We start from the raw sequence: 20,803 nt of genomic DNA, 5'->3' as shown, positions 1-20,803 counted from the left end.
AATCCTTAATATACCGATTGGTATATTTTAATTATCTTTGTATTGTTCCCTGTGAAAATAAAAGAATTTTTTTAACCAGAAATATACCGATTGGTATTAAAAATAATATCCTATGAAAGAAGTATTTATATTGGCTGCAAAACGAACTCCAGTGGGTGGTTTTATGGGAAGCCTGTCCGGATTTACAGCTCCTCAACTTGGAGCAGTTGTAATTAAAAATGCCTATGAAAACATCGGATTGGCTCCGGAGCATATAGACAGTGTGTATATGGGAAATGTACTCAGTGCCGGGCTGGGGCAGTCTCCTGCAAGACAGGCCGCTATTTTTGGAGGAATTCCGGTAGATAAAGATGCAACAACAATAAACAAAGTCTGTGCTTCCGGAATGAAAGCGGCTATGATCGGTGCTCAGCAGATTCAGCTTGGTCTGGAACATCTTGTCATGACTGGTGGTATGGAAAGTATGAGCAATGTTCCTCATTACGTTAAGCTTCGTCTGGGAACAAAGCTAGGAGATACCAACCTTACTGATGGCGTGATCAAAGATGGTCTGTGGGATGTGTATAATGATTTCCATATGGGAAGTGCCGCTGAATTGGGCGTAAAAAAATATGGATTAACACGGCAGCAGCTTGATGAATATGCTTTGTTTTCCTATCATCGGGCTCAGGAAGCAGCGAAAAACGGTAAGTTCAGCAATGAATTGATCCCGATCTCAATTGAAGGAAAGAAGGGGTCTATCATCGTAGATAAAGATGAAGATATTGAGAAACTTATTCCAGAGAAAATTTCTCTTTTGAAACCGGCATTTGAATCAGAGGGTACACTGACAGCTGCTAATTCCAGCAATCTGAATGATGGGGCTGCAGCAATTCTAGTAGGATCTTCGGAAGTTATACAGCAGCATAATTTGAAACCCTTGGCCAGGATCGCAGCATATGCAGATGCGGCTCAGTCTCCGGAATGGTTTACTACTTCTCCGTCTATTGCCATTCAGAAATTGTTGAAACAAACAGGTCTCAGTTTATCTGATATTGATTATTTCGAGATTAATGAAGCCTATTCCTCAGTGATTTTATCCAACCAGCAGATTTTGGGTTATGACCTCAATAAGGTAAATATTTACGGTGGAGCGGTTGCTTTGGGACACCCGATTGGTGCTTCAGGAGCCAGAATTATAACAACTTTAGTCAATGTACTGCAGCAGGAAAAAGGAAGATTGGGGATAGCTGCCATCTGCAATGGAGGAGGTGGAGCGTCTGCAGTTATTATCGAAAATGTAAGTTGAAGCAGATAAAATTCCTTAGATTCGATTCTTTATAACGAAAAGACCTTTCTTGAAATAAAATTTGAGAAAGGTCTTTTTTATTTATAACAGATTGATTATCCATTAGTAAATTAAGTTTCCAGATAAATATCATTAGGCAGTCAATGGTCTATTTTTGCTAAACTGACAAATATCATTACATTCTTATTTTTATTAATTCTAAATAAATATAAATTTGTCCCAAGAAATTCAAACAAAAATGAAAAAAATAACTACTCTTTCTGGTATTGTACTTTGCTCTTTGGTGAATGCACAATTGCAATATTGTATGCCTGCATTTCAGTATGGAGCTGACAGCAATATGATCAGTAATGTTACTTTCGGAAACATTAATAACTCATCACCGGTTCAGTCCGGGAATGCACAAATTTATGAGAATTTTACATCAATGTCTACAGATTTGCAATCCGGAAGTAATTATAATATATCTGTAACTGGTCCTTCCAGTACATTTCCCAGTGATGTAGCTGTTTTTATAGACTTTAATCAGAATGGTAATTTTGATGATGCCGGAGAAAGCTTCTACATTGGAAGACTTGAAGCAGCCAATCCAGCCAATGCATTTACCATCAACAATACAATAGTGATTCCTGCGAACGCGGCCAACGGGAGTACAAGAATGAGGGTTCTTAAGAATACAAATGTTCAGGCTTATTCTGATCCTAATGCTGCCAATTCTATCAGTTCAGCCTGTGATTCCGGCTTAAGAGCAGGGCAGACTGAAGATTATACCGTCAATATTATAGGAAACACAGTGAATTTCCCGGCTCCTTACTGTGGTGCTGAAAATGTAACCAGTCTTACAGTAAGCGAAATAAGCAAAGTAGAATTTGCCGGAACCGTAAGAAACAGTGCTATCGACGGTAACTCAGATGTTCTTGAAAATTTTACGGCGACTGTCTTCACTGTTAACCGTGGAAATGCCTATCCTATAGCAGTAACAGGAGGTACTCATGGACAGAATACCGTATCAGTGTATGCTTATATTGATTTTAACCATAATAATCAGTTTGATGCGGATGAGAAGTTTAACCTGGGCTATCTGGACCATTCCAATCCGGTTACTACTACAGAATCAGGGATCACATCCGGTAGTATTACAATTCCGGGAGGAGCGCAGCTTGGAGAAACCCGTTTCAGATTGGTAAAAGCATATGAATCAAATTCATGGATGGGAACTTTGGAAAACCTTCCATGCCCTTCAGGATGGTTTATAGGGCAGGCAGAAGATTATACGCTTAAAATTCAGCCGGAAAGCCTTTCCACAATAGAGGTTTCTAAAGAAGCATCAGCCAATGTTCAGATATATCCGAACCCTACAACGAATTCTGTGAATATCAGGATGAAAGAAGGTTTGGAGAAGTATGAGATTTACAATATGTCAGGGCAGAAGATGCTGGAAGGCAATTCGATGAATGTACCTATGGAGAATTTTACTTCTGGAACATATCTTATTAAAATCCTGACAAAGAATCAAAAAACAGTCACAGAAAAGATTATCAAAAAATAGACACATCATATCTAAATCATATCCATATCAATTTTTGTTTTTAATCGACAGGTTCTTTACCTGTCGGTTTTTTTATTTTTAAAATGTCGTATTCAATAGATTTTTAAGTGTATTATGAACCAGATCCCAGCAGGTCCATAAGGTACTGTTTTGAAAGTCCCTGAAGCTTTTTCCCATCTGTGGTAAGCAGATTCTGAGCCAGTTGTTTTTTCTTTTTCTGAAGGGTAAGAATTTTCTCTTCCACAGTATTAGAACAGATCATCCGGACAGCAATTACATTTTTGGTTTGTCCTATGCGGTAGCTTCTGTCAATAGCCTGATTTTCAGCAGCAGGATTCCACCATGGGTCTACCAGATAAATATAATCAGCCTGCGTTAGGTTGAGACCGACACCGCCGGCCTTTAAGCTGATCAGGAAAACCCGGATATCATCATTTTTCTGGAAATTAGCTACTTTTTCTCCTCTGTCTTTAGTCTGCCCCGTAAGATATTCAAACTGAATATTGTGGCGTTCCAGCTTTGTCTTTATCAGATCAAGCATCCCCACAAACTGTGAGAAAACCAGTATTTTATGATCTTTTGATTTCCCAAGGATCTGTTCCATCAAAATCTCTATTTTAACGGCATTTTCACCGGAATATCCCTCTTTTATCAAAACAGGAGAGTTACAGATCTGTCTGAGTCTTGTAAGGCCCGTAAGGACGTGCATACTGTTTTTATTCAGATCATCGTCATCATTGGCTGCAATAAACTCACGAAGTTCTTTTTCATAAGCGTCATAGATTTTACGTTGCTCTGCATTCATTTCACAGTAGATCACCGTTTCTGTTTTCTCAGGGAGCTCTTTTGCGACCTGTTTCTTGGTTCTTCTGAGGATAAAGGGCTTTATTTTTTGCTGAAGTTCTAACGCCCGTTTACTGTATTCAAATTTATCAATAGGAATGGCATAAATATCCTTAAAATACTGCTTGCTTCCCAAAAGTCCCGGACAAGCGAAAGAAAGCTGGCTGTAAAGGTCAAAAGTGCTGTTTTCAACAGGAGTACCCGTTAATACAATCCTGTTTCTCGATTGAAGCAGGCGCGCTGCTTTATATCTTTCCGAATTTGGATTTTTAATAGTCTGTGATTCATCCAGAAAAACATAATTGAAATTAAAATTTTTCAGGAAACGGATATCTGAAAGCAGCATTCCATAAGTGGTAAGGACTACTTCATAATCAGACATATGAGCGGTTGTTTTTGGTCTGTCTGCACCATAATGCAGCAGAACTTTTATAGAAGGTGCAAACTTGCTGATCTCTTCCTGCCAGTTGAAAAGAAGGGAAGTGGGAACTACAATAAGATGGGTAGTATGCCCCCGTTTTTCCCGCTGTGAAAGGATAAAAGCTATGATCTGAATGGTTTTTCCAAGTCCCATATCGTCTGCGAGACACCCTCCGAAGTTGAATCCGTCAAGAAAATTAAGCCAGTTCAGTCCATCATGTTGATAATCCCTAAGTTCAGCATTCAGCCCAGCCGGAATATTGACTTTGGGAATTTTTTTTACTTTTGAGAACTTAGTGGAATACGTGGTGAGTTCCTCCTGAACTTCCTGGCTCAGGATTTCCTTTTCAAACAATGAAGTAACCTCCGTGAAGTTGATTTTTGGAATCTTTAAGAGCTCTTCGTCAATTTCTCCAGCATGAAAGTAAGCGGCTATTTTCTCCATCCATTCTTCAGGGAGAATTCCCATGCTTCCATCATCCAGCTGGACAAATTTACTTTTATTCCGGATCGCCCGGTGAAGTTGTTTTAAAGAAGCTTCTTTAGGACCAAACCCTACTTTTAGCTTAGCATTAAACCAATCCAATCCGCTGGTAATCTGAATATTGATTTTAGCCCGGTGGGAATTTAATTTATTATTCTTTAATTCGTTAAATCCCAGTATGGTTATTCCTTCATTTCTCCAGGTTTCAAATGCTTCAAGAAACCAGTTGTTATTCAGGAATTTATCCCTGTGAAGATAAAAATACTGATAGCCGTCCATCTGCTCTTCAAAATCAGGATGCTGCTGCATGACCAAAGAAGTAAAGCGGGCTTCCGCAGATTCATTTCTCTCTATTTTAAATGGATTTCCATTCTGATCTGTATCAAAAAGCTGCTTTCTGGAATAGACAGGAATTTCTACGTCTCCGTATTTCATTACCGGTGTGATTCCTATATAATTTTCCTGCTGACGGAGATAAACTACTCTTTCAGTTTGATATTTTTTATCTTCAAGCTGTACTTTCGTTGCGGTTTGTATGTAGCTGTAATTTATGTGAATACGTTCTTCTATGGTAGAGAGAATGTTCTTCATGAATGCCTCATATTTTGAAGAATGGATCAGTAAAATCTCATTATTAGCCTTAAAGAACCGGATGATTCTTAGCATGTCAGGATGGTCTACAAAGCTGAAAATGTTTCGGTTATAAACAAAATATTCATTTCTGAGTACAATATTTTTGAAAGGAACAGAGATATCATCAAATTGTAATTCTCCGGTTATTTCGTAAAACGGATCTTTCTTAAATACAGACAATTGAACCTCGGCATCTAAAGTATTTAATTCAACATGGGAAAGTGACTTTGCGGATACCGTTTCTGAGATTTCCCGGTCGTGATGATAGACATCCAGTTTCAGAGGATTCTGTACAATGAGCTTTAAAGCTTCCAGTTCTGAAGTATTGTAATCTTCATTATAATTATTCTGGAAAGAGGTTATAGCGGTGTAAAATTTAATCTCTGCGGGTTTCTCCGATTTCCATATCAGCTGCATGGCATCTACAGGAGTCACCGGATTTTTGAGCTTCCCTGTCTGCGTTATTTCAGCTTCCATCAGAGAGAAGGTCATATGGTTGTAATAACGGTGCTTACCAATGACCAATATCTGTTTCTTGCCTGTTTCCAGTACTGCCAATTCATCCAGTCTTGAGGGAAGCTGCGGTAGAAGATCTCTTTGAAACATAACATCATCTACAGGAAGCATTTCCTTGATCTTAGGAAGGATTTCAATTTTACCATCCCTATATTCCAGTTGAAAATATTGATCCAGATCAGGTTCATTTTCAAGGCCATATGTTTTGGCTTTAGGGAGAAAAGCTTTTTTACGGAGCATATCATCAAAAAACAGGCGGTAATTTTTATCCTCAATGATACAATGGATAATTTCTGCCTGATGGGAACAAAGCTGGTCTTTCTGATTATCACATGTGCAGGAGCATAATAATGAACTGCCGACCTTGCTGATGCTGACCATTGGAAAATCCTGTAATGAAGATTGCTTTGTAAATATTCCTGTATTGTTTTCAATAGCTGCAGGGTATATTTCCCGGAAATCCCTGATTCCAATGAATGTACTGTCTGAGGTATGTTTCAGCAGGTCATATACGGAAAGTGTACTGATATTGATGTTGTCAAGAATATATTCTGCCATAAGAATTGATGAAGGCAAACTTACAAAAAACAAATGTATTTAAGAATCCATTTTGGCTACAGCTTACCGCATTTTGGCAACTTCCGGGTTTGTTCTAATGCTGAACTTTGTCCTATAATTTTAAACAAAGAAAAATGAAAACAATTTTTATAACAGGTGCTTCTACAGGATTAGGAAAAGCAACTGCCCAATTATTTCAAAATAATGGATGGAGAGTAATCGCTACGATGAGAAACCCTGAAGCAGCTGCCGATCTTGCAGCCCTGGAGAATGTAACTGTGCTTCCATTGGATGTTACCAATCCGGAGCAGATAAAATCAACAGCTAAACAGGCTATTGAACTGGGAGATATTGATGTGGTTTACAATAATGCAGGATATGGGCTTATAGGCCCTTTGGAAGCGCTTTCGGATGATCAGATCGTGAAACAGCTTGACACGAATTTATTAGGGGTTATACGCGTTACACAGGCATTTATTCCTTACTTCAGGGAACAGAAAAAAGGAATGTTCATTTCTACAACGTCTATAGGAGGACTGGTTGCATTTCCGCTGGGTTCTACTTATCACGCTACCAAATGGGCGCTGGAAGGCTGGAGTGAAAGTTTAGCTTTTGAGCTTAATACTTTTGGAATAGATGTTAAGACTGTTTCTCCCGGAGGAATCAAAACAGATTTCGTAAGCCGTTCTCTTGACTCGGCATCCAGTCCGGCGTATGAAGACATCACAAACTCTCTGTTTTCTAAAATGGAAGGAATGATGGAAGCAGCTTCTACTCCGGAACAGATTGCAGCAGTGGTGTATGAGGCTGCTACAGATGGCAGAAAACAACTGAGGTATGTAGCCGGAGAAGATGCTAAAGCGATCTACGCACAGCGCCTTGAATTAGGTGATGAAGCATTCAGAGAGCAGTTTGGCAAACAGTTTATTTAATCAGTTTTTTTGGAAGACAGTATAAAGTAAATCATATTTATACTGTCTTTACAATCAAATAATTTATAATTTTATATCATGGAAAAGAAAGATAATATTCCTCTTAAAATTTCATCTATATCAGAACTGCACGACATGTTGCAGCTCCCTAAACCGCTTCATCCGTTGGTAAGTCTTGTGGATAATACGAAAATGAGCATTAAAAAGGATATGCTGAAGAGAAGCTTTATCCTGAATTTTTATAAAATTTCGTATAAATATTCTACCACAGGAAAAATGGGCTATGGGCAGGGATATTATGATTTCAACGAAGGAGGAATGATGTTCACCGCACCCGGACAGGTGCTTTCCACTGATGAGAATGCAGAATATTGCGGTTATACGTTACTGGTACACCCGGATTTTATCAGAAGCTATCCTTTAGCAAAAAATATCAAAAACTTCGGTTTCTTTTCTTATGATACGAATGAGGCGCTGCACTTGTCTGATCAGGAAAAATCAACGATAACAGGATTGCTGGATAATATTGAAAATGAACTGAATACCACGATTGATGAAGTAAGCCAGGATGTTATCATTTCTTATATGGAGGTTCTTCTCAATTACAGCAACCGTTTTTATAAAAGACAGTTTATTACAAGAAAGGCTGTAAACAGTGATCTGTTGACCAAAATGGATGTTGTGCTGGAAAACTATTTCAATCAGCAGGAAACATTGAATAAAGGCCTTCCTACAGTAGAATTTCTTGCTTCCACACTCAGTTTGTCACCTCATTATTTGAGTGATATGCTTCGTAACCTTACCGGATTGAATGCCCAGCAGCATATTCATGAAAAACTGATTGAAAAAGCAAAAGAATACCTTACCACTACAGGTTTCTCTGTGTCTGAAGTAGCCTATGCTTTAGGATTTGAACATCCGCAGTCATTCAATAAGCTGTTCAAAAAGAAAACTGATAAAACCCCTCTGAGTTACAGACAATCATTCAATTAGAAATATCACCCGGTTCAACTGCCGGGTGTTTTTTTGTTATTGGTTAAAATGGAACATAAAAATGACAAAAACGGACTAGATTTTAATAGCAGAGCGTGTTTACATTTGCAAAAGGAATTTTTATCACCCTGTTATAATGAACGAGAGAGAATCTTTTAATGCCAAAATGCCAACAGCCTGTTTTTTGCTTTTCTTTGCCCATGGACTTGTTTTTTCTTCCTGGGCGAGCCGGATTCCTATCATTAAAACTGCACTTTCGATCAATGAAGCAGAGCTGGGAACGCTATTGCTTCTGATGCCTATAGGACAGCTTTCAACGATGGTTTTGGCTGGGAAACTGATCAGTGTATATGGAAGCAGCTGGATTATTAAAAGAGTATTTTTATTATATCCCTTTTTCCTTTTGCTGATTGGCTTATCACCTTCTTACTGGACGCTGGCGGTTGTTCTGTTCTTCTTTGGGGTTTCCGGGAATATGTGCAATATAGCGATTAATACGCAGGCCATTGAAATAGAATCCATTACCAAAAGATCCCTTCTTTCTTCCTATCACGGAGCCTGGTGTTTTGCTGGTCTTACAGGAGCTGTTGTGGGTTTATTGATGATTAACCTTCATGTGGGAACTTTCTATCATTTTGTTACTGTTTTTATCCTGGTAGGAATACTTTGGTTCTACAGTAAAAGAAATCTGACTAATATTATCCATAAAGCAGAACCGCAAACCCGGTCAATTTTTAAATCTGTAAATCCTACATTGTTTGGTTTGGGAATCATAGGATTTCTGAGTATGGCGATTGAAGGAGCGATGTTCGACTGGAGCGGGGTTTATTTTCAAACTATAATTAAAGCTCCTGAAAATCTTGTTATACTGGGATATACAAGTTTTATTTTAATGATGACTTTAGGTCGTTTTATAGGGAATAGAATTATAGAAAAATACGGGAAAAAGATCGTTTTGCAATGTTGCGGTATTCTGATGAGCGGAGGACTTTTTCTCAGTGTTTTCTTTCCGGAACTCTGGATATGTATCATTGCTTTTATGATTATCGGTCTTGGCAGCTCGCTGAGTGTACCGTCCGTTTATAGTACAGTGGGAAAGGTGAGTACAGTTGCTCCAAGTATTGCTTTATCATTTGTTTCCAGTATTTCATTTTTAGGATTCCTGATGGGGCCGCCTCTTATCGGATACATTGCTGAAAGCTTTGATCTAAGGTATTCATACGGACTTTTTGCCTGTTTTGGGATTTTACTGGCGGTTATGGCTGGGCAGATGAAAGTATTCAGAAATAAAAATTAATAGGTTTGTCGGGTTAATTTTGACATCTGTTAGGAGGTTTTTGACATGTTCCTGCTCCTTATTGTTGGCTAATCTTGCATTTCAAAAATACTGTTTCTAAAAACTCTTTATCTTTATTAAAATTTATCTCGATGAAACCGGTCTCAGGAATTTTAACTGAATCTGTTATTGATCATTCTTTTTCCGTAAAGCGGCTGGAGGATGATGTTCCTTATTCCGGAAGATTCGTAAGACTCAATTATCATCATATTCTAATGGTTGAGAGCGGTAGAGGGGTGCTGACCGTAGATGAACAGTCTTTTGATATCGCAGGTAATGAAATCTTTTTACTGTCTAAAGGCCAGATCTGTAAATTTGAGAATCATTCTGATGTTTTTGGCTATCATCTTTTCTTTGGAGACTGTTTTTGGGAAAGAGTGCCTTCCAGTGCCAGTAATTGTAAAGCTGTTTTGTTTAATAATGCCGCTGCGAATCAACAGCTATTACCGGATCAGACTGAAAGAGACGAATTCTTAAGTTTGTTTAAAATCTTACTGGAAGAATACAAAACTGAGTCTTACACCAATCAGATGGATGTACTAGCTGCCTATTTAAAGATCATCATGATCAAATTAGCCAATATAAAAATTGTAAAAGAAGAAACTTTTAACAGTCAGGATTATATTATCTACCGCAAATTTATGGAGCTGCTGAGCAGCCAGTATCATAGTCTGCATGCGGTAAATGACTATTCGGAGATATTGAATATTACTCCACGGAGATTGAGTGAGCTGTGTAAGCGGTGCAGTAATAAAAGCGCAAAAGAGATCATCAACGGGCAGATTATCGCAGAAGCCAGAAGACTTCTTCAGTTCAGTTCTTATACTGTAAAAGAGATTGCATATCAGCTTCATTTCGGGACCTCAGAACAGTTCAGTCACTTTTTCAAAAAAAATACGGAAATATCTCCGGCAAACTATCGTAGTAATTTCATTTATATTGGAGTGTAAAACAGCTTGAAATTTTGACATGTTATTGGTATTTATTGATATTTCCAGGCATTTGTAATCAGGATATCTTTGGATAAAATTACATAAAGCTATGTCAGTAAATCGTATGAAAGAAGTCGCGGGAATCATCATTCCGGACAGTAAAATTGCAACTGAAGCCACAGAACTTCTATTGGAACACGGAACAGAATTTATTTACAATCACTCTCTGCGTGTTTTCCTATTTTCATCATTAAATGCAAAGCGTGACAACAAAGCTCATGATTCGGAGCTGTTATACGTTGCATCCGTATTTCATGATCTGGGACTTGTTTCTCATTACAGCAGCCCGGATCTGAGGTTTGAGGTAGATGGAGCCAATGCAGCACGAGATTTTTTGAAAGGTCATGGGATTGCTCAGGATAAACTTCAGCTGGTTTGGGATACCATTGCGCTTCATACCACCATTGGAATTGCAGAACATAAGGAAAATGAGGTCGCTTTAATGTATTCAGGAGTTGGATTGGATGTGATGGGAGAAGGATATGAAAACCTGAGTACAGAACATCGGGAGAAAATTATCAAAGCTTTTCCGAGAAATGACTTTAAAAAGAAGATTATTCCTACCTTTTTCGGTGGTTTTGAGCATAAAACAGAAACCACTTTTGGAAATATAAAAGCCGATGTCTGTGCTTTTATGATCCCCAATTTCCAAAGAAAAAACTTCTGCGACTGTATTTTACATTCTCCATGGTCTGAATAAGTGAAAGAAATTTACCATTAAGCTAAACAGCCCTGATCATCTAAGGATGTACAGGGCTGTTGACTGTTCAAAAAATGTGAAGATTTATATCCAGTTTTCAACAAGATGAAGCCATATTGCCTTTTCTTCATTCAGTAGAAAAACGGCTGATGATGTTCTTTTAGTAGTGATATCTCCCGTAACCTGTGTTTCAATATAAGTAGCAAGACCATGATGCTCAGAATCATGTACTACTATATTTTCAACCTGAATATTTCGTTCCGGAAACTTTCCAAATACGGTAGGAAGCCAGTCTCCAAACATAGACAGAGTAACAGTATCTCCATTTCCATTAATCATCTTGAAATCTGGGGAAAATCCAGATAATAATTCGTTATAAAGACTTTCCTGATTTTCTGTTTTACCCTGAAACCATTTTTCAATATTCCTGTGAAATTCTTCTATTTCCCAAATAATTTTTTCTGTATTGCTCATATTTTAAATATAATATTTTTATTATTTAAATGTCTTTTAATCAATGATCTTTCTCAACCTGCTTCCTGCCCATATTCCAATAAGTTGAAAAAGACCGATCATTCCTACCGCTACAACAAATGCTTTTGTGAACCCCAGAATAGGTGTCAGATTAAAAAATAAAGTCCCAATAACAGCTCCACCGGTCACACTGCCAATCTGAATGCCGATACTTATCAAACCGGAAGCCTGTCCTGCTTTATCTTTAGAAACTAAAGAAATAGCTGTACGCATCATAACAGGCATAATAGTACCATGCCCGAATCCAGCTATAAACAAAGTGATATGAGTGAGTAAAGATGGTTTTTGCTGAAAATAAAAAGTTACTGCACTTATCACAAAGCCTGTCATCAACAATCCCAATCCTACGTAGATCATTTTAGAAGCGCTCAGTTTTATCCGCGTGGTAATCAAAGGCCCTAGGAAAAAGGCAAGTCCATAAGGAACGATAGCCAACCCTGTCTGCAATGAATTCTGATGGAGAAACTGCTGCAAATAATAAGGATAACAAATGAATAAACCTGCCGTGAAATTGTAAAAGAAGATGATCAGAAGACTTAATGCAAAAGGTTTATGGTGCAGCAGTGCCGGATCTATGAGTACCGGACGGCTTTTTTGAAGTTGTTTCTTCTCATATTTTAAAAATAAAATAAGTAATAAAATTCCTCCAAGAAGAATCCCGAAGATCCACCATGGCCATTCAAATTTTTGTCCGAAAATAAGAGGACAGATAAGCATAAGCAAAGCCAGAATTAATAATAAAGCTCCTGTAAAATCAATACCTGTCTGTTCTTTCTTATTATCCTCATTCATAGTAAAATGGATTCCCAGAATACAGATAACCGTAATAGGAACATTTACAAGAAAAACCATTTCCCAGGAAAAATTTCCCCAATGCATACTTAGAAGAACGCCGCCAAGCAATTGTCCGGCCACTGAAGCAAGCCCAAATACCGAACTGAAAAGACTTATTGCTTTAGGCTGCTCCTGACTGCTGAAGAGATCCTTTATAGAAGCTAATACCTGAGGGGCGAGCAGTGATGCGCCAACGCCTTGAAACAGCCGGAAAATAATCAACCACATAACATTAGGAGAAAAAGCGCAGGCGAGGGATGAAAACAGGAAAGTATATAATCCTGATATAAATACCTTTTTACGGCCGTAAATATCACCCAGCCGTCCGCCGCAAACAACAAGCGCTGCATAAGTAAGTCCATAAATGGCAATAACCATCTGAAGCTGATGATCGCTGGCACTGAATGCTTTTTTGATAGAAGGCAAAGCCATATTGACAATAAAATAATCCAGAGGTGAGAGAAAAGCACCTGCGATCAGAAAATTGAGTGCCCGCCACCGTTTCGGATATGTGTTCATACTTTTTTATGCAAAAATACCCGCTTTATGTTCTGCTAAAATTGTACTTTTGGAGGAAAATACAGTGTATAATGAAAGGACTGCCGCTTGAAGAGATTGATGTAAGAGAAATAAAACTGAAAGAAGAAGAGATTGTGTTTAAAACAAAGACTTTTCTCACATTCGTTTATGTTGTCAAAGGGGAAGGTACACTCGTGTATGATGATCGCAGTATTAATTTTTCTCAGGGTAAGCTTTTTATTATTCCTCAGCAGGAAGAGTATCGCTTTAAGAGTGAAATGGCTCAGCTTATCAGCATTCAATGTCCGGCTGAATTTATTGATAAAATCCGGCTGGAAGCAGACCGTATTGAAAGCTGTGAGAATTTGCATAAGCTGCAATATATCAGCCATAATTATCATGCAAGGGCTGGTTGTATCTTCAGGAATAAAAATGATGAGCAGTTTGCCAAAACCCTTATTCTTCAGATCGCTAATGAGTTCAAAAACAAAGCAGAAGATTACCTTATTATCCGCAACTGTATGTCAATCCTTCTGAATCTGATTGCCCGGAATATCATTCAGAGTGAAACCTCTGACCTTCAGGAAAACCGCAAAGCTTTTTCGATCATGAAGATCATCACTTATATTCAACAGCATATAAAGGACCGTGAGAAAACCGGAATTCAGGTTATTGCTGAACATTTTGGGATTTCCGGAAATTATTTCGGAGAGTATTTTAAACAGCAGACAGGAGTTTCTTATCAGGATTATCTGCTGGACTATAGACTGAAATTGGTAGAAACGTATCTAAAATACAGCAGTGCACGACTAAGTGAAATTGCTTATGAACTTCAGTTCAGTGATGAAAGCCATCTTTCCAAACTCTTCAAAAAATATAGGGGAGTAACGCCGGGTGAATATAGGAAAACCTTCAAATAAAACCTTTTTTTATTAAAGAGTTTTAATTCTGTTTAAAAAAAAATATAAAGTTAACTATATAGTTAACTTTATATTTTATATATTTACCACAAATATATTTCAGATGGATTTTGACTTTATTAAAGAATTAGGATATAAAGCTTTGGACAGCAGACTGAAAAGAATCAGCGACAGGATGTCTCATGATGTCCGGAAATTTTATAAAGAATTTGGAATTGATGTTGAACCTAATTGGTATCTGGTCTTTATGCTGCTGAAAAAGAAAGGGGAAATTTCAATTACCGATATTGCTGAACCGCTGGGCTATTCGCACCCATCTGTTGTAGTTATTGTTAAAAAAATGAATGAAAACGGTTATCTCAACATCAAAAAAGACAGTGTAGATAAACGGAAGCAGATCATTTCGTTGTCTCCAAAAGCCATTGAAATGCTTCCCCAGCTTGAGAAGATCTGGGACAGCTGTGAAAAAGCAATTTTGAAAGTACTATCAGAAGATCTGACGATTTTCACGTATCTGGATCATATTGATCAGCAATTAAAAGATGAATCTTTCCATCACAGGTTTAAACAGGAATATTTAAAATCAATCAAATCATGAAAGCATTAATTCTCATCACTGCATTTCTTTTTTCCAATCTTATGATTTCGGCAACGGAAACAAAAATCATGATAAGAGCGAAAGCAAGAGATGCCAAATTTATAGGAACTTCATTGGGTGGAGCTCATATTATCATCAGAAACAAACTTAATCAAAGAATTCTGGCAGAAGGAAATACTACGGGAAGTACCGGAAATACAGATCTGATTATGAAAACGACTAAAATCAGAGGAAATTCCATTGCAGATGCGCAGACCGGAGGTTTTATGGCGGCTGTGGATATTGATGAACCTACATTTGTGAATATAGAAGTGATTTCTCCTTTGAACAGCAAACAGGCCCAGGCGGTGGTAAGCACAGAATTGTGGCTGATTCCTGGAAAACATATTTTAGGAGACGGAATTATCCTTGAAATTCCGGGATACATCATTGATATTCTGAAGCCAAGAACTCATCAATATATTGCATTGAACAGCATTAAAGATAAACCTTTCCTTTTTCAGGCCAATATTGTTATGATGTGCGGATGTGTCATAGACAAAGGAGGTGTATGGAATTCTGATGAAATTGAAGTGAAAGGAATTCTGAAAAAAGACGGAAAATTTGTGAAGAATATAGACATGTCATTGGTTTCGACCAATCTTTTTGAAGGAAATCACCTCATCAGTTCTCCGGGAAACTATGAACTCGTATTGTATGCTTATCATGAGAAAACCGGAAATACGGGAGTAGATAAAGTGAACTATGTAGTCTTCGAATAAAGCAAATTACTGGATTATTAATGAGATTCTTCCTTCGTCAGAATGACAAAAGTCAACTAATTTGACTTTTAGACAGCCTCTTTTTAATATCCTAAACTTTCAGAAAATAAATTATAAAACCTGAAGTTCTCTGAAAACCTCAATAATAGCTTCAATAAGTCCTTTGTCAATCGTGTTTTCCGCAGCTAAATCTGGTAAAAGTGCTCTTAAGTCACCATGATCATCACGTTCAATGATAACTTCAGTGCCATCAACATCTACATACAATTTATAGCCGTGTGAGAATGTGGCAAGCTTTCCGTTGAAAAGCAGTTCTTTACCCTTATAGGTTACCGGTACTTCAAATTCTTCCATTACTGTAAGTTTCTATTCATACTAAATTCCGGACAAATGTCGGAAAATTTTAATTCATATCATTATACAAATTGTAATGATAAAGCCAAGTAATACGAATTGTTAAAAATATTTATGCACTAAAATCTGTATCTTTATCCTTAGTTATGAAATGTATTATAACGATAGAATGATAAAGTAGTTTGAATTACATGAAACATAAAGTTACCCTTTTCTGGTTCAGACGTGATTTAAGACTGGAAGATAATATAGGTCTTTTTCACGCACTCCAATCTGAAGATCCGGTAATACCCATTTTTATATTTGATACTGATATTCTTGAAAAGCTGGAAGATAAAGAAGACCGAAGGGTTGATTATATCCATCAGGCTTTGACGGATATCAATATTTCATTGGAAAAGCATAATTCCAAAATCAATACATATTATGGTAAACCCATAGAGAGCTTCAGGGAATTATCAGAAGAGTATGATATTCAGGGTGTTTTCTGCAATCGGGATTATGAACCTCAGGCGATTGAGAGAGATAAAGAAGTCTATTATTTTTTCACAGAAAAGAATATTCCTTTTAAAGCTTATAAAGATCAGGTCATTTTTGATAAAGATCAGATTATTAAAAAAGACGGCTCTCCTTATACTGTTTATACCCCTTTTGCAAAGAAATGGCATGAAGCATTAACTCTGGAACATTATAAATCTGTAGAATTAAATTTTAAAAATCTTTTTCCACAGGAACATTCTGATATTCTTACTTTAAAGGAAATAGGGTTCAAAAAAACGGAAATTGATTTTACAAAACCGATTCTGGATGCTTCCATTATTGATAATTATGATAAATACCGTGATTATCCGGCATTACAACGTACCACACAATTAGGAATAGCTTTGCGCTTTGGAACGATCAGCATCAGGAAATGTGTGGCCTTTGCATTGGATCATAATTCAACATGGCTTTCAGAATTGATCTGGCGTGAGTTTTTTATGCAGATTCTGTATCATTTTCCACAGGTGGTGCATCAATCCTTCAAAAAACAGTATGATAATATCAACTGGCGGAATAATGAAGATGAATTTAAACACTGGTGTGAAGGAACTACAGGATATCCCATTGTAGATGCCGGAATGAGACAGCTTAATCAGACAGGCTATATGCATAATCGTGTAAGAATGATTGTGGCAAGTTTCTTATGTAAGCATTTACTGATCGACTGGCGATGGGGTGAAGCCTATTTTGCCTCAAAACTGAATGATTATGATCTGTCTGCAAACAATGGAAACTGGCAATGGGCAGCAGGTAGTGGTTGCGATGCAGCTCCTTATTTCAGGGTTTTTAATCCCACAGCTCAGATTGAAAAATTTGACAAAGATCTGTTTTATATCAAGAAATGGCTTCCTGAATGGAATACTTCAGCTTATCCTTCTCCAATAGTAGAACATACTTTTGCCCGTGAAAGAGCTTTAACAGAATACAAAAAAGCGTTGGCATAAATAACGGATATCAACAAAATGCCCGGCAACAAAAAGTCACCGGGCATCAACCAAATATTTAATATGAAAATTAAATCGTTTTCAGGTACAGCTCCTGTAATTCCTGTGCTGTAAAAGCTTTGGAAGGTAAATTCTGTACAAGTTCTCCCTGTTTCATAATACCGATATTCGTGGCCACACTTACTGCATTGAAAATATCATGAGTGGCCATTAAAATCGTTCTGCCTTCTTTACCCAGCTGGCGAACAATCTCTGTAAATTCTGCCGTAGCTATCGGGTCCAGTCCGCTGGTGGGTTCATCCAGAAGAAGTACTTTTGCATCTTTAGCCAGAGCAATGGCTATTCCTACTTTTTGGCGCATCCCTTTGGAATACCCTCCGAGTGTTTTTTGATGGGCTGTTTCTTGCAATCCTGTGCGCTGAAGCAGGGCAGATAGTTCTTCTTTCTGATAATTAAATCCTGCGATTTTGGAGAAAAAATCTAGATTCTCCAATCCGGTGAGCTGAGGATACAAAAGCACTGTTTCAGGAATATAAGCCAGGTGTTTTTTTATTTTTTGAGGATGATCCTTTACCGAAATATCATTGATGAAAGCATCTCCCGAAGTGGCTTTGATAAGTCCCAGAAGAATATTAATTGTTGTACTCTTACCAGCTCCGTTTTGCCCGAGTAGCGCAAATATTTCCCCTTTTTTTACTTCCAGATTAAGAGCGTGAAGTGCCGTAAAATCGTTGTATTTTTTATGTAAGTTGATTGTTTTTAACATAGTTTTCGGTATTTGTTTTGTGAAAGGATAATAAATAATGCAATGAAGATGAGGTATGGCAGTACAAGCTGTATCCATTTTATAGGGGCAGAGAATTTGAACACTTGTATGATTTGTTCTTTCCAGTTGATAGATTCTGCCGTTTTTCCGGAGAAAATAAAAGGGTAGAAGAATAAGCGTTTTTTCTCATGGAATTCTTTTAGTGATGAAGCATAATGCAAATGATTCTGCATATCCGTTTTTGCCAGACGGCTTTCTACGAGCTGAGTATGAAGATTCGGAAGGAGGTAGCCTAAATAAGTTGCCGCCTGATTCCGTTTTTGCATCTTTTCAGTATAATGTTCTGAAGACTTCGCAGATTCAATATCTCCCATATGCTGCATGGCATAATACCAGGTCCAGGTGAATGAATCATTTTCTTCCACAGTGAAATTTCTGTACTGAGGGTATGCCTTGTGAAATTTTTCCATAGTGGGGCGTTTAGCTTCATCCCATTTGTTGTGGTAGCCTTCTCTCTGTTCCATCACTGCTTTAAGAGATTCATGAACCGGATATACTTTTTGGATCAGAATATTACTACTCATGGGAATAATAAAATTGATGCCCACCCAAATGATAAGAAGAATTAACGCATTCTGAGGCGATGATTTACGGAAAGAAACAATCCATCTGCATAAGGCAAACCAAAACAGAATATAAAGGAATCCACTAATAAGAAAGGCAGTGTAATAAGAGTTTAACGGTATTCTTATCCAGACCGAAGCAATGATTATTAGCACAAAATATACAGCTGTCACTGCCAAAAAACGTATAAACATCTTCTGATCCAGAAGCTTTTGTAAATTGCCACTCTGTACTGAAAGCAATTTCCAGGTTCCTCTTTCTTCTTCCTCAGAAATCAGATTATAACAAAACGCGACAATGACCAGTGGAAAAAGGAAAACAATGACAAAACTGAAGTCAAAATTTCCAACTGCTGCATTGGCAGGATTATAAAAATCAGAATTGTAACGCTGTTCCTCAAGATTTCGAATGGTTACGCCCTGGATAGAGGGATTTAAATCCCGCATTCCGATATTTAAAGCAGCAAGCCTGGGTGTTTCATTCACCAGATTGAATTTAATATAATAAAGAACCAGCCCCAGATCATCCTTATGAAATTTTATATTCCTTTGAATACTTTCCTCCTGAAATACTTCACTCTTAGAAATGATATCTCCGTTCCTGTCAAGAAATTTTTTCCCTGTATAAATAGCCATAATTCCGGCTATAAGTAAAAACAAAAGAGCAATGATATACGCTTTGTTACGGTAAAATTGGGTATATAAATAACGATTCATTTAGATTAATTTTAATTTTCTTCCACTTATTTCGATAGCGATGACACAGATAACCATCCATAGAACTAATGAGACAGCAGGTATTGGCTGTTTTTTCAGACTGTACAGAACAGAAGTATACCTGTATTTAAAATCCGGAAACTTCTCCCAGTTGTCTTTATCAATCACAGCAGGTGGTCCACCGTTTTCCGGTTTTATATTGCTGATATGCTCAATTTGTAAATCATTTAAATGCTGAGCCATCTGATAGCGGTATTCTTCAGCCTGCTTTTGAAATTGAGTATAAGAGAAGAAATCTGTGCCTGTTGCAATCATTGAAAAGTTTTTAATGGCAATGGCCGGATTGATCAACCCTGAAAAATCGGTCAGATTTTGTTGCCTGTTGTAAATGGTTTGCAATTCTTTTTGGTGTCTGATATAAATCTGTGAACTTATTTTTTCCCCTTCTTTCATAACAAATCCTCCATAGTTGAAAGGAAGCTCATTTGTTGTTTTCACTTTATACTTTGTCAGTAGAGAATCTTTGATCTTTTTGAAATAAGGATCGTCAGGGTTGTGGCTGTCTCCAGACTTTAAAATATCCTTTTCCAGGGTTGTTTCAAAAGCAATACGGGAAGGTGCCGGATATAAATTCTGTGCTGCAAACTGAACACCTTTTGGTAAAACAATAATGAAAAGAAGCCAGAAGCCTATAAGACTGATCGATGCTGAAGAAGTACTTTTGCTGTTTGCAGAAACTACAACAGTTAAAGTGCTTATAAAAAAGTAATAGATCATATAAGCAGGCAACAGGAAAAGCAGGCGTAATAAAATATCAGCCGAATCTGTTGTCTCGGACATGAACGCTGCAAGGAAAACAATAGGAATCACCGGAATCAGAAAGCATAGAGAAAATAACCAGAGTCCCAGAATTTTGCCCCAGATAATATCCCTTCCGGAAGTTCCCTGTACACTAATGATTTTTAAGGTGGCACTCTCTCGTTCCTGAACAATTAATCCAAATCCTAAAAAAAGAATAATCAGCGGAACAATACTCTGCAGAATAAAAGCACTGCTGAAAGCACCGAATCTTACTAAAGTTCCTGAGCTTCCAGCCTCCGAAAGATTGGCTGTATTCTGTTTATGGGCCTCCAGAAATATGACATTCCCAAGGTAATCATCTAATCCATTGTCAAAAATATTCAGAGGATGCCCGATTCTGAAAACCAGATAACCATAATGCGCCATACGGTGCGGATGCTTATCAGGTCTGTGTTCCCAGCTTTCCCGGACTTCTTCCCGGTATTCTTTTATTTTTGAAAAGGAATCCGTATATTTTGTATATCCTATACCAATACTCAGCATACAGAATAAGAGTACAGCAATAGTGGTGAGCAGATTTTGTTTTCCTTTAAACAAATCCTGCCAGGTTTTTCTCACCATCAGTTGTAAGTTTGAAATAGCCAT

General features: G+C 37.5%; 18 protein-coding genes. 11 read left to right on the top strand and 7 right to left on the bottom strand.

What is annotated here, in order from left to right:
- Positions 1-112 precede the first annotated feature (112 nt).
- Both ACPF63_RS11185 and ACPF63_RS11180 read left to right on the top strand, forming a co-directional pair.
- On the top strand, positions 113-1,288 hold the full coding sequence (locus ACPF63_RS11185; protein WP_426483088.1) for an acetyl-CoA C-acyltransferase: 1,176 nt from the start codon (positions 113-115) through the stop codon (positions 1,286-1,288).
- A 238-nt stretch (positions 1,289-1,526) separates the two neighbouring features.
- Positions 1,527-2,837, top strand: coding sequence for a T9SS type A sorting domain-containing protein (locus tag ACPF63_RS11180; protein ID WP_426483087.1), 1,311 nt, complete (start codon positions 1,527-1,529; stop codon positions 2,835-2,837).
- 112 nt (positions 2,838-2,949) lie between these two features.
- On the opposite strand, the gene ACPF63_RS11175 is transcribed toward ACPF63_RS11180, so the two are convergent.
- Positions 2,950-6,291, bottom strand: coding sequence for a DEAD/DEAH box helicase (locus ACPF63_RS11175; protein WP_426483086.1), 3,342 nt, complete (start codon positions 6,289-6,291; stop codon positions 2,950-2,952).
- A 134-nt stretch (positions 6,292-6,425) separates the two neighbouring features.
- Between ACPF63_RS11175 and ACPF63_RS11170 the strand changes: the two genes are divergently transcribed.
- From ACPF63_RS11170 to ACPF63_RS11150, 5 genes are all read left to right on the top strand, one after another.
- A complete protein-coding gene (locus ACPF63_RS11170) occupies positions 6,426-7,223 on the top strand; it encodes an SDR family oxidoreductase (protein WP_077414354.1) in 798 nt (265 codons plus the stop codon).
- A 78-nt stretch (positions 7,224-7,301) separates the two neighbouring features.
- Positions 7,302-8,216, top strand: a complete 915-nt coding sequence (locus ACPF63_RS11165) for a helix-turn-helix domain-containing protein (protein ID WP_426483085.1) — start codon at positions 7,302-7,304, stop codon at positions 8,214-8,216.
- Positions 8,217-8,352: 136 nt separating this feature from the next.
- The gene (locus ACPF63_RS11160; RefSeq protein WP_426483084.1) at positions 8,353-9,513 is read left to right on the top strand and encodes an MFS transporter; all 1,161 of its coding nucleotides are present in this window, start codon (positions 8,353-8,355) and stop codon (positions 9,511-9,513) included.
- Positions 9,514-9,644: 131 nt separating this feature from the next.
- A complete protein-coding gene (locus tag ACPF63_RS11155; RefSeq protein ID WP_426483083.1) occupies positions 9,645-10,502 on the top strand; it encodes a helix-turn-helix domain-containing protein in 858 nt (285 codons plus the stop codon).
- 91 nt (positions 10,503-10,593) lie between these two features.
- Positions 10,594-11,244: an HD domain-containing protein gene (locus ACPF63_RS11150; protein WP_426483082.1), complete on the top strand. Its 651-nt coding sequence runs from the start codon at positions 10,594-10,596 to the stop codon at positions 11,242-11,244.
- An 84-nt stretch (positions 11,245-11,328) separates the two neighbouring features.
- On the opposite strand, the gene ACPF63_RS11145 is transcribed toward ACPF63_RS11150, so the two are convergent.
- On the bottom strand, positions 11,329-11,718 hold the full coding sequence (locus ACPF63_RS11145) for a hypothetical protein (protein ID WP_426483081.1): 390 nt from the start codon (positions 11,716-11,718) through the stop codon (positions 11,329-11,331).
- A gap of 36 nt (positions 11,719-11,754) precedes the next feature.
- A complete protein-coding gene (locus ACPF63_RS11140) occupies positions 11,755-13,131 on the bottom strand; it encodes an MFS transporter (protein ID WP_426483080.1) in 1,377 nt (458 codons plus the stop codon).
- Between the two features lie 71 nt (positions 13,132-13,202).
- Between ACPF63_RS11140 and ACPF63_RS11135 the strand changes: the two genes are divergently transcribed.
- From ACPF63_RS11135 to ACPF63_RS11125, 3 genes are all read left to right on the top strand, one after another.
- Positions 13,203-14,051: a helix-turn-helix domain-containing protein gene (locus tag ACPF63_RS11135; protein WP_426483079.1), complete on the top strand. Its 849-nt coding sequence runs from the start codon at positions 13,203-13,205 to the stop codon at positions 14,049-14,051.
- A gap of 103 nt (positions 14,052-14,154) precedes the next feature.
- The gene (locus tag ACPF63_RS11130) at positions 14,155-14,649 is read left to right on the top strand and encodes a MarR family winged helix-turn-helix transcriptional regulator (protein WP_426483078.1); all 495 of its coding nucleotides are present in this window, start codon (positions 14,155-14,157) and stop codon (positions 14,647-14,649) included.
- Positions 14,646-15,410 (top strand): hypothetical protein, encoded by a 765-nt coding sequence (locus tag ACPF63_RS11125; protein WP_426483077.1) that lies wholly within the window; start codon positions 14,646-14,648, stop codon positions 15,408-15,410. Before ACPF63_RS11130 ends, ACPF63_RS11125 begins: the two co-directional genes overlap by 4 nt.
- A gap of 111 nt (positions 15,411-15,521) precedes the next feature.
- Here the strand turns inward: ACPF63_RS11125 and ACPF63_RS11120 are convergent, their stop codons facing one another.
- Entirely contained in the window at positions 15,522-15,764 is a 243-nt protein-coding gene (locus tag ACPF63_RS11120) for a hypothetical protein (RefSeq protein ID WP_149388642.1), read from the bottom strand.
- A 191-nt stretch (positions 15,765-15,955) separates the two neighbouring features.
- Here ACPF63_RS11120 and ACPF63_RS11115 point away from each other — a divergent pair, with 191 nt between their 5' ends.
- Positions 15,956-17,251: a cryptochrome/photolyase family protein gene (locus tag ACPF63_RS11115; protein ID WP_426483076.1), complete on the top strand. Its 1,296-nt coding sequence runs from the start codon at positions 15,956-15,958 to the stop codon at positions 17,249-17,251.
- Between the two features lie 70 nt (positions 17,252-17,321).
- Here the strand turns inward: ACPF63_RS11115 and ACPF63_RS11110 are convergent, their stop codons facing one another.
- Genes ACPF63_RS11110 through ACPF63_RS11100 form a run of 3 tightly spaced genes read right to left on the bottom strand, consistent with a single transcriptional unit; the run spans position 17,322 to position 20,803 of the window.
- Positions 17,322-18,017 carry an ABC transporter ATP-binding protein gene (locus ACPF63_RS11110; RefSeq protein ID WP_219072598.1) on the bottom strand — a complete coding sequence of 232 codons (696 nt, stop codon included), beginning with the start codon at positions 18,015-18,017 and terminating at the stop codon, positions 17,322-17,324.
- Positions 18,011-19,357, bottom strand: a complete 1,347-nt coding sequence (locus ACPF63_RS11105; protein ID WP_426483075.1) for a DUF3526 domain-containing protein — start codon at positions 19,355-19,357, stop codon at positions 18,011-18,013. Before ACPF63_RS11105 ends, ACPF63_RS11110 begins: the two co-directional genes overlap by 7 nt.
- Positions 19,358-20,803 carry an ABC transporter permease gene (locus ACPF63_RS11100; protein ID WP_426483074.1) on the bottom strand — a complete coding sequence of 482 codons (1,446 nt, stop codon included), beginning with the start codon at positions 20,801-20,803 and terminating at the stop codon, positions 19,358-19,360.

This window comes from Chryseobacterium sp. R2ACT005 (assembly GCF_049949215.1).
In the GTDB taxonomy this organism is placed as follows: Bacteria; Bacteroidota; Bacteroidia; order Flavobacteriales; family Weeksellaceae; genus Chryseobacterium.
This window is presented reverse-complemented; position numbering and strand designations above follow the sequence as displayed.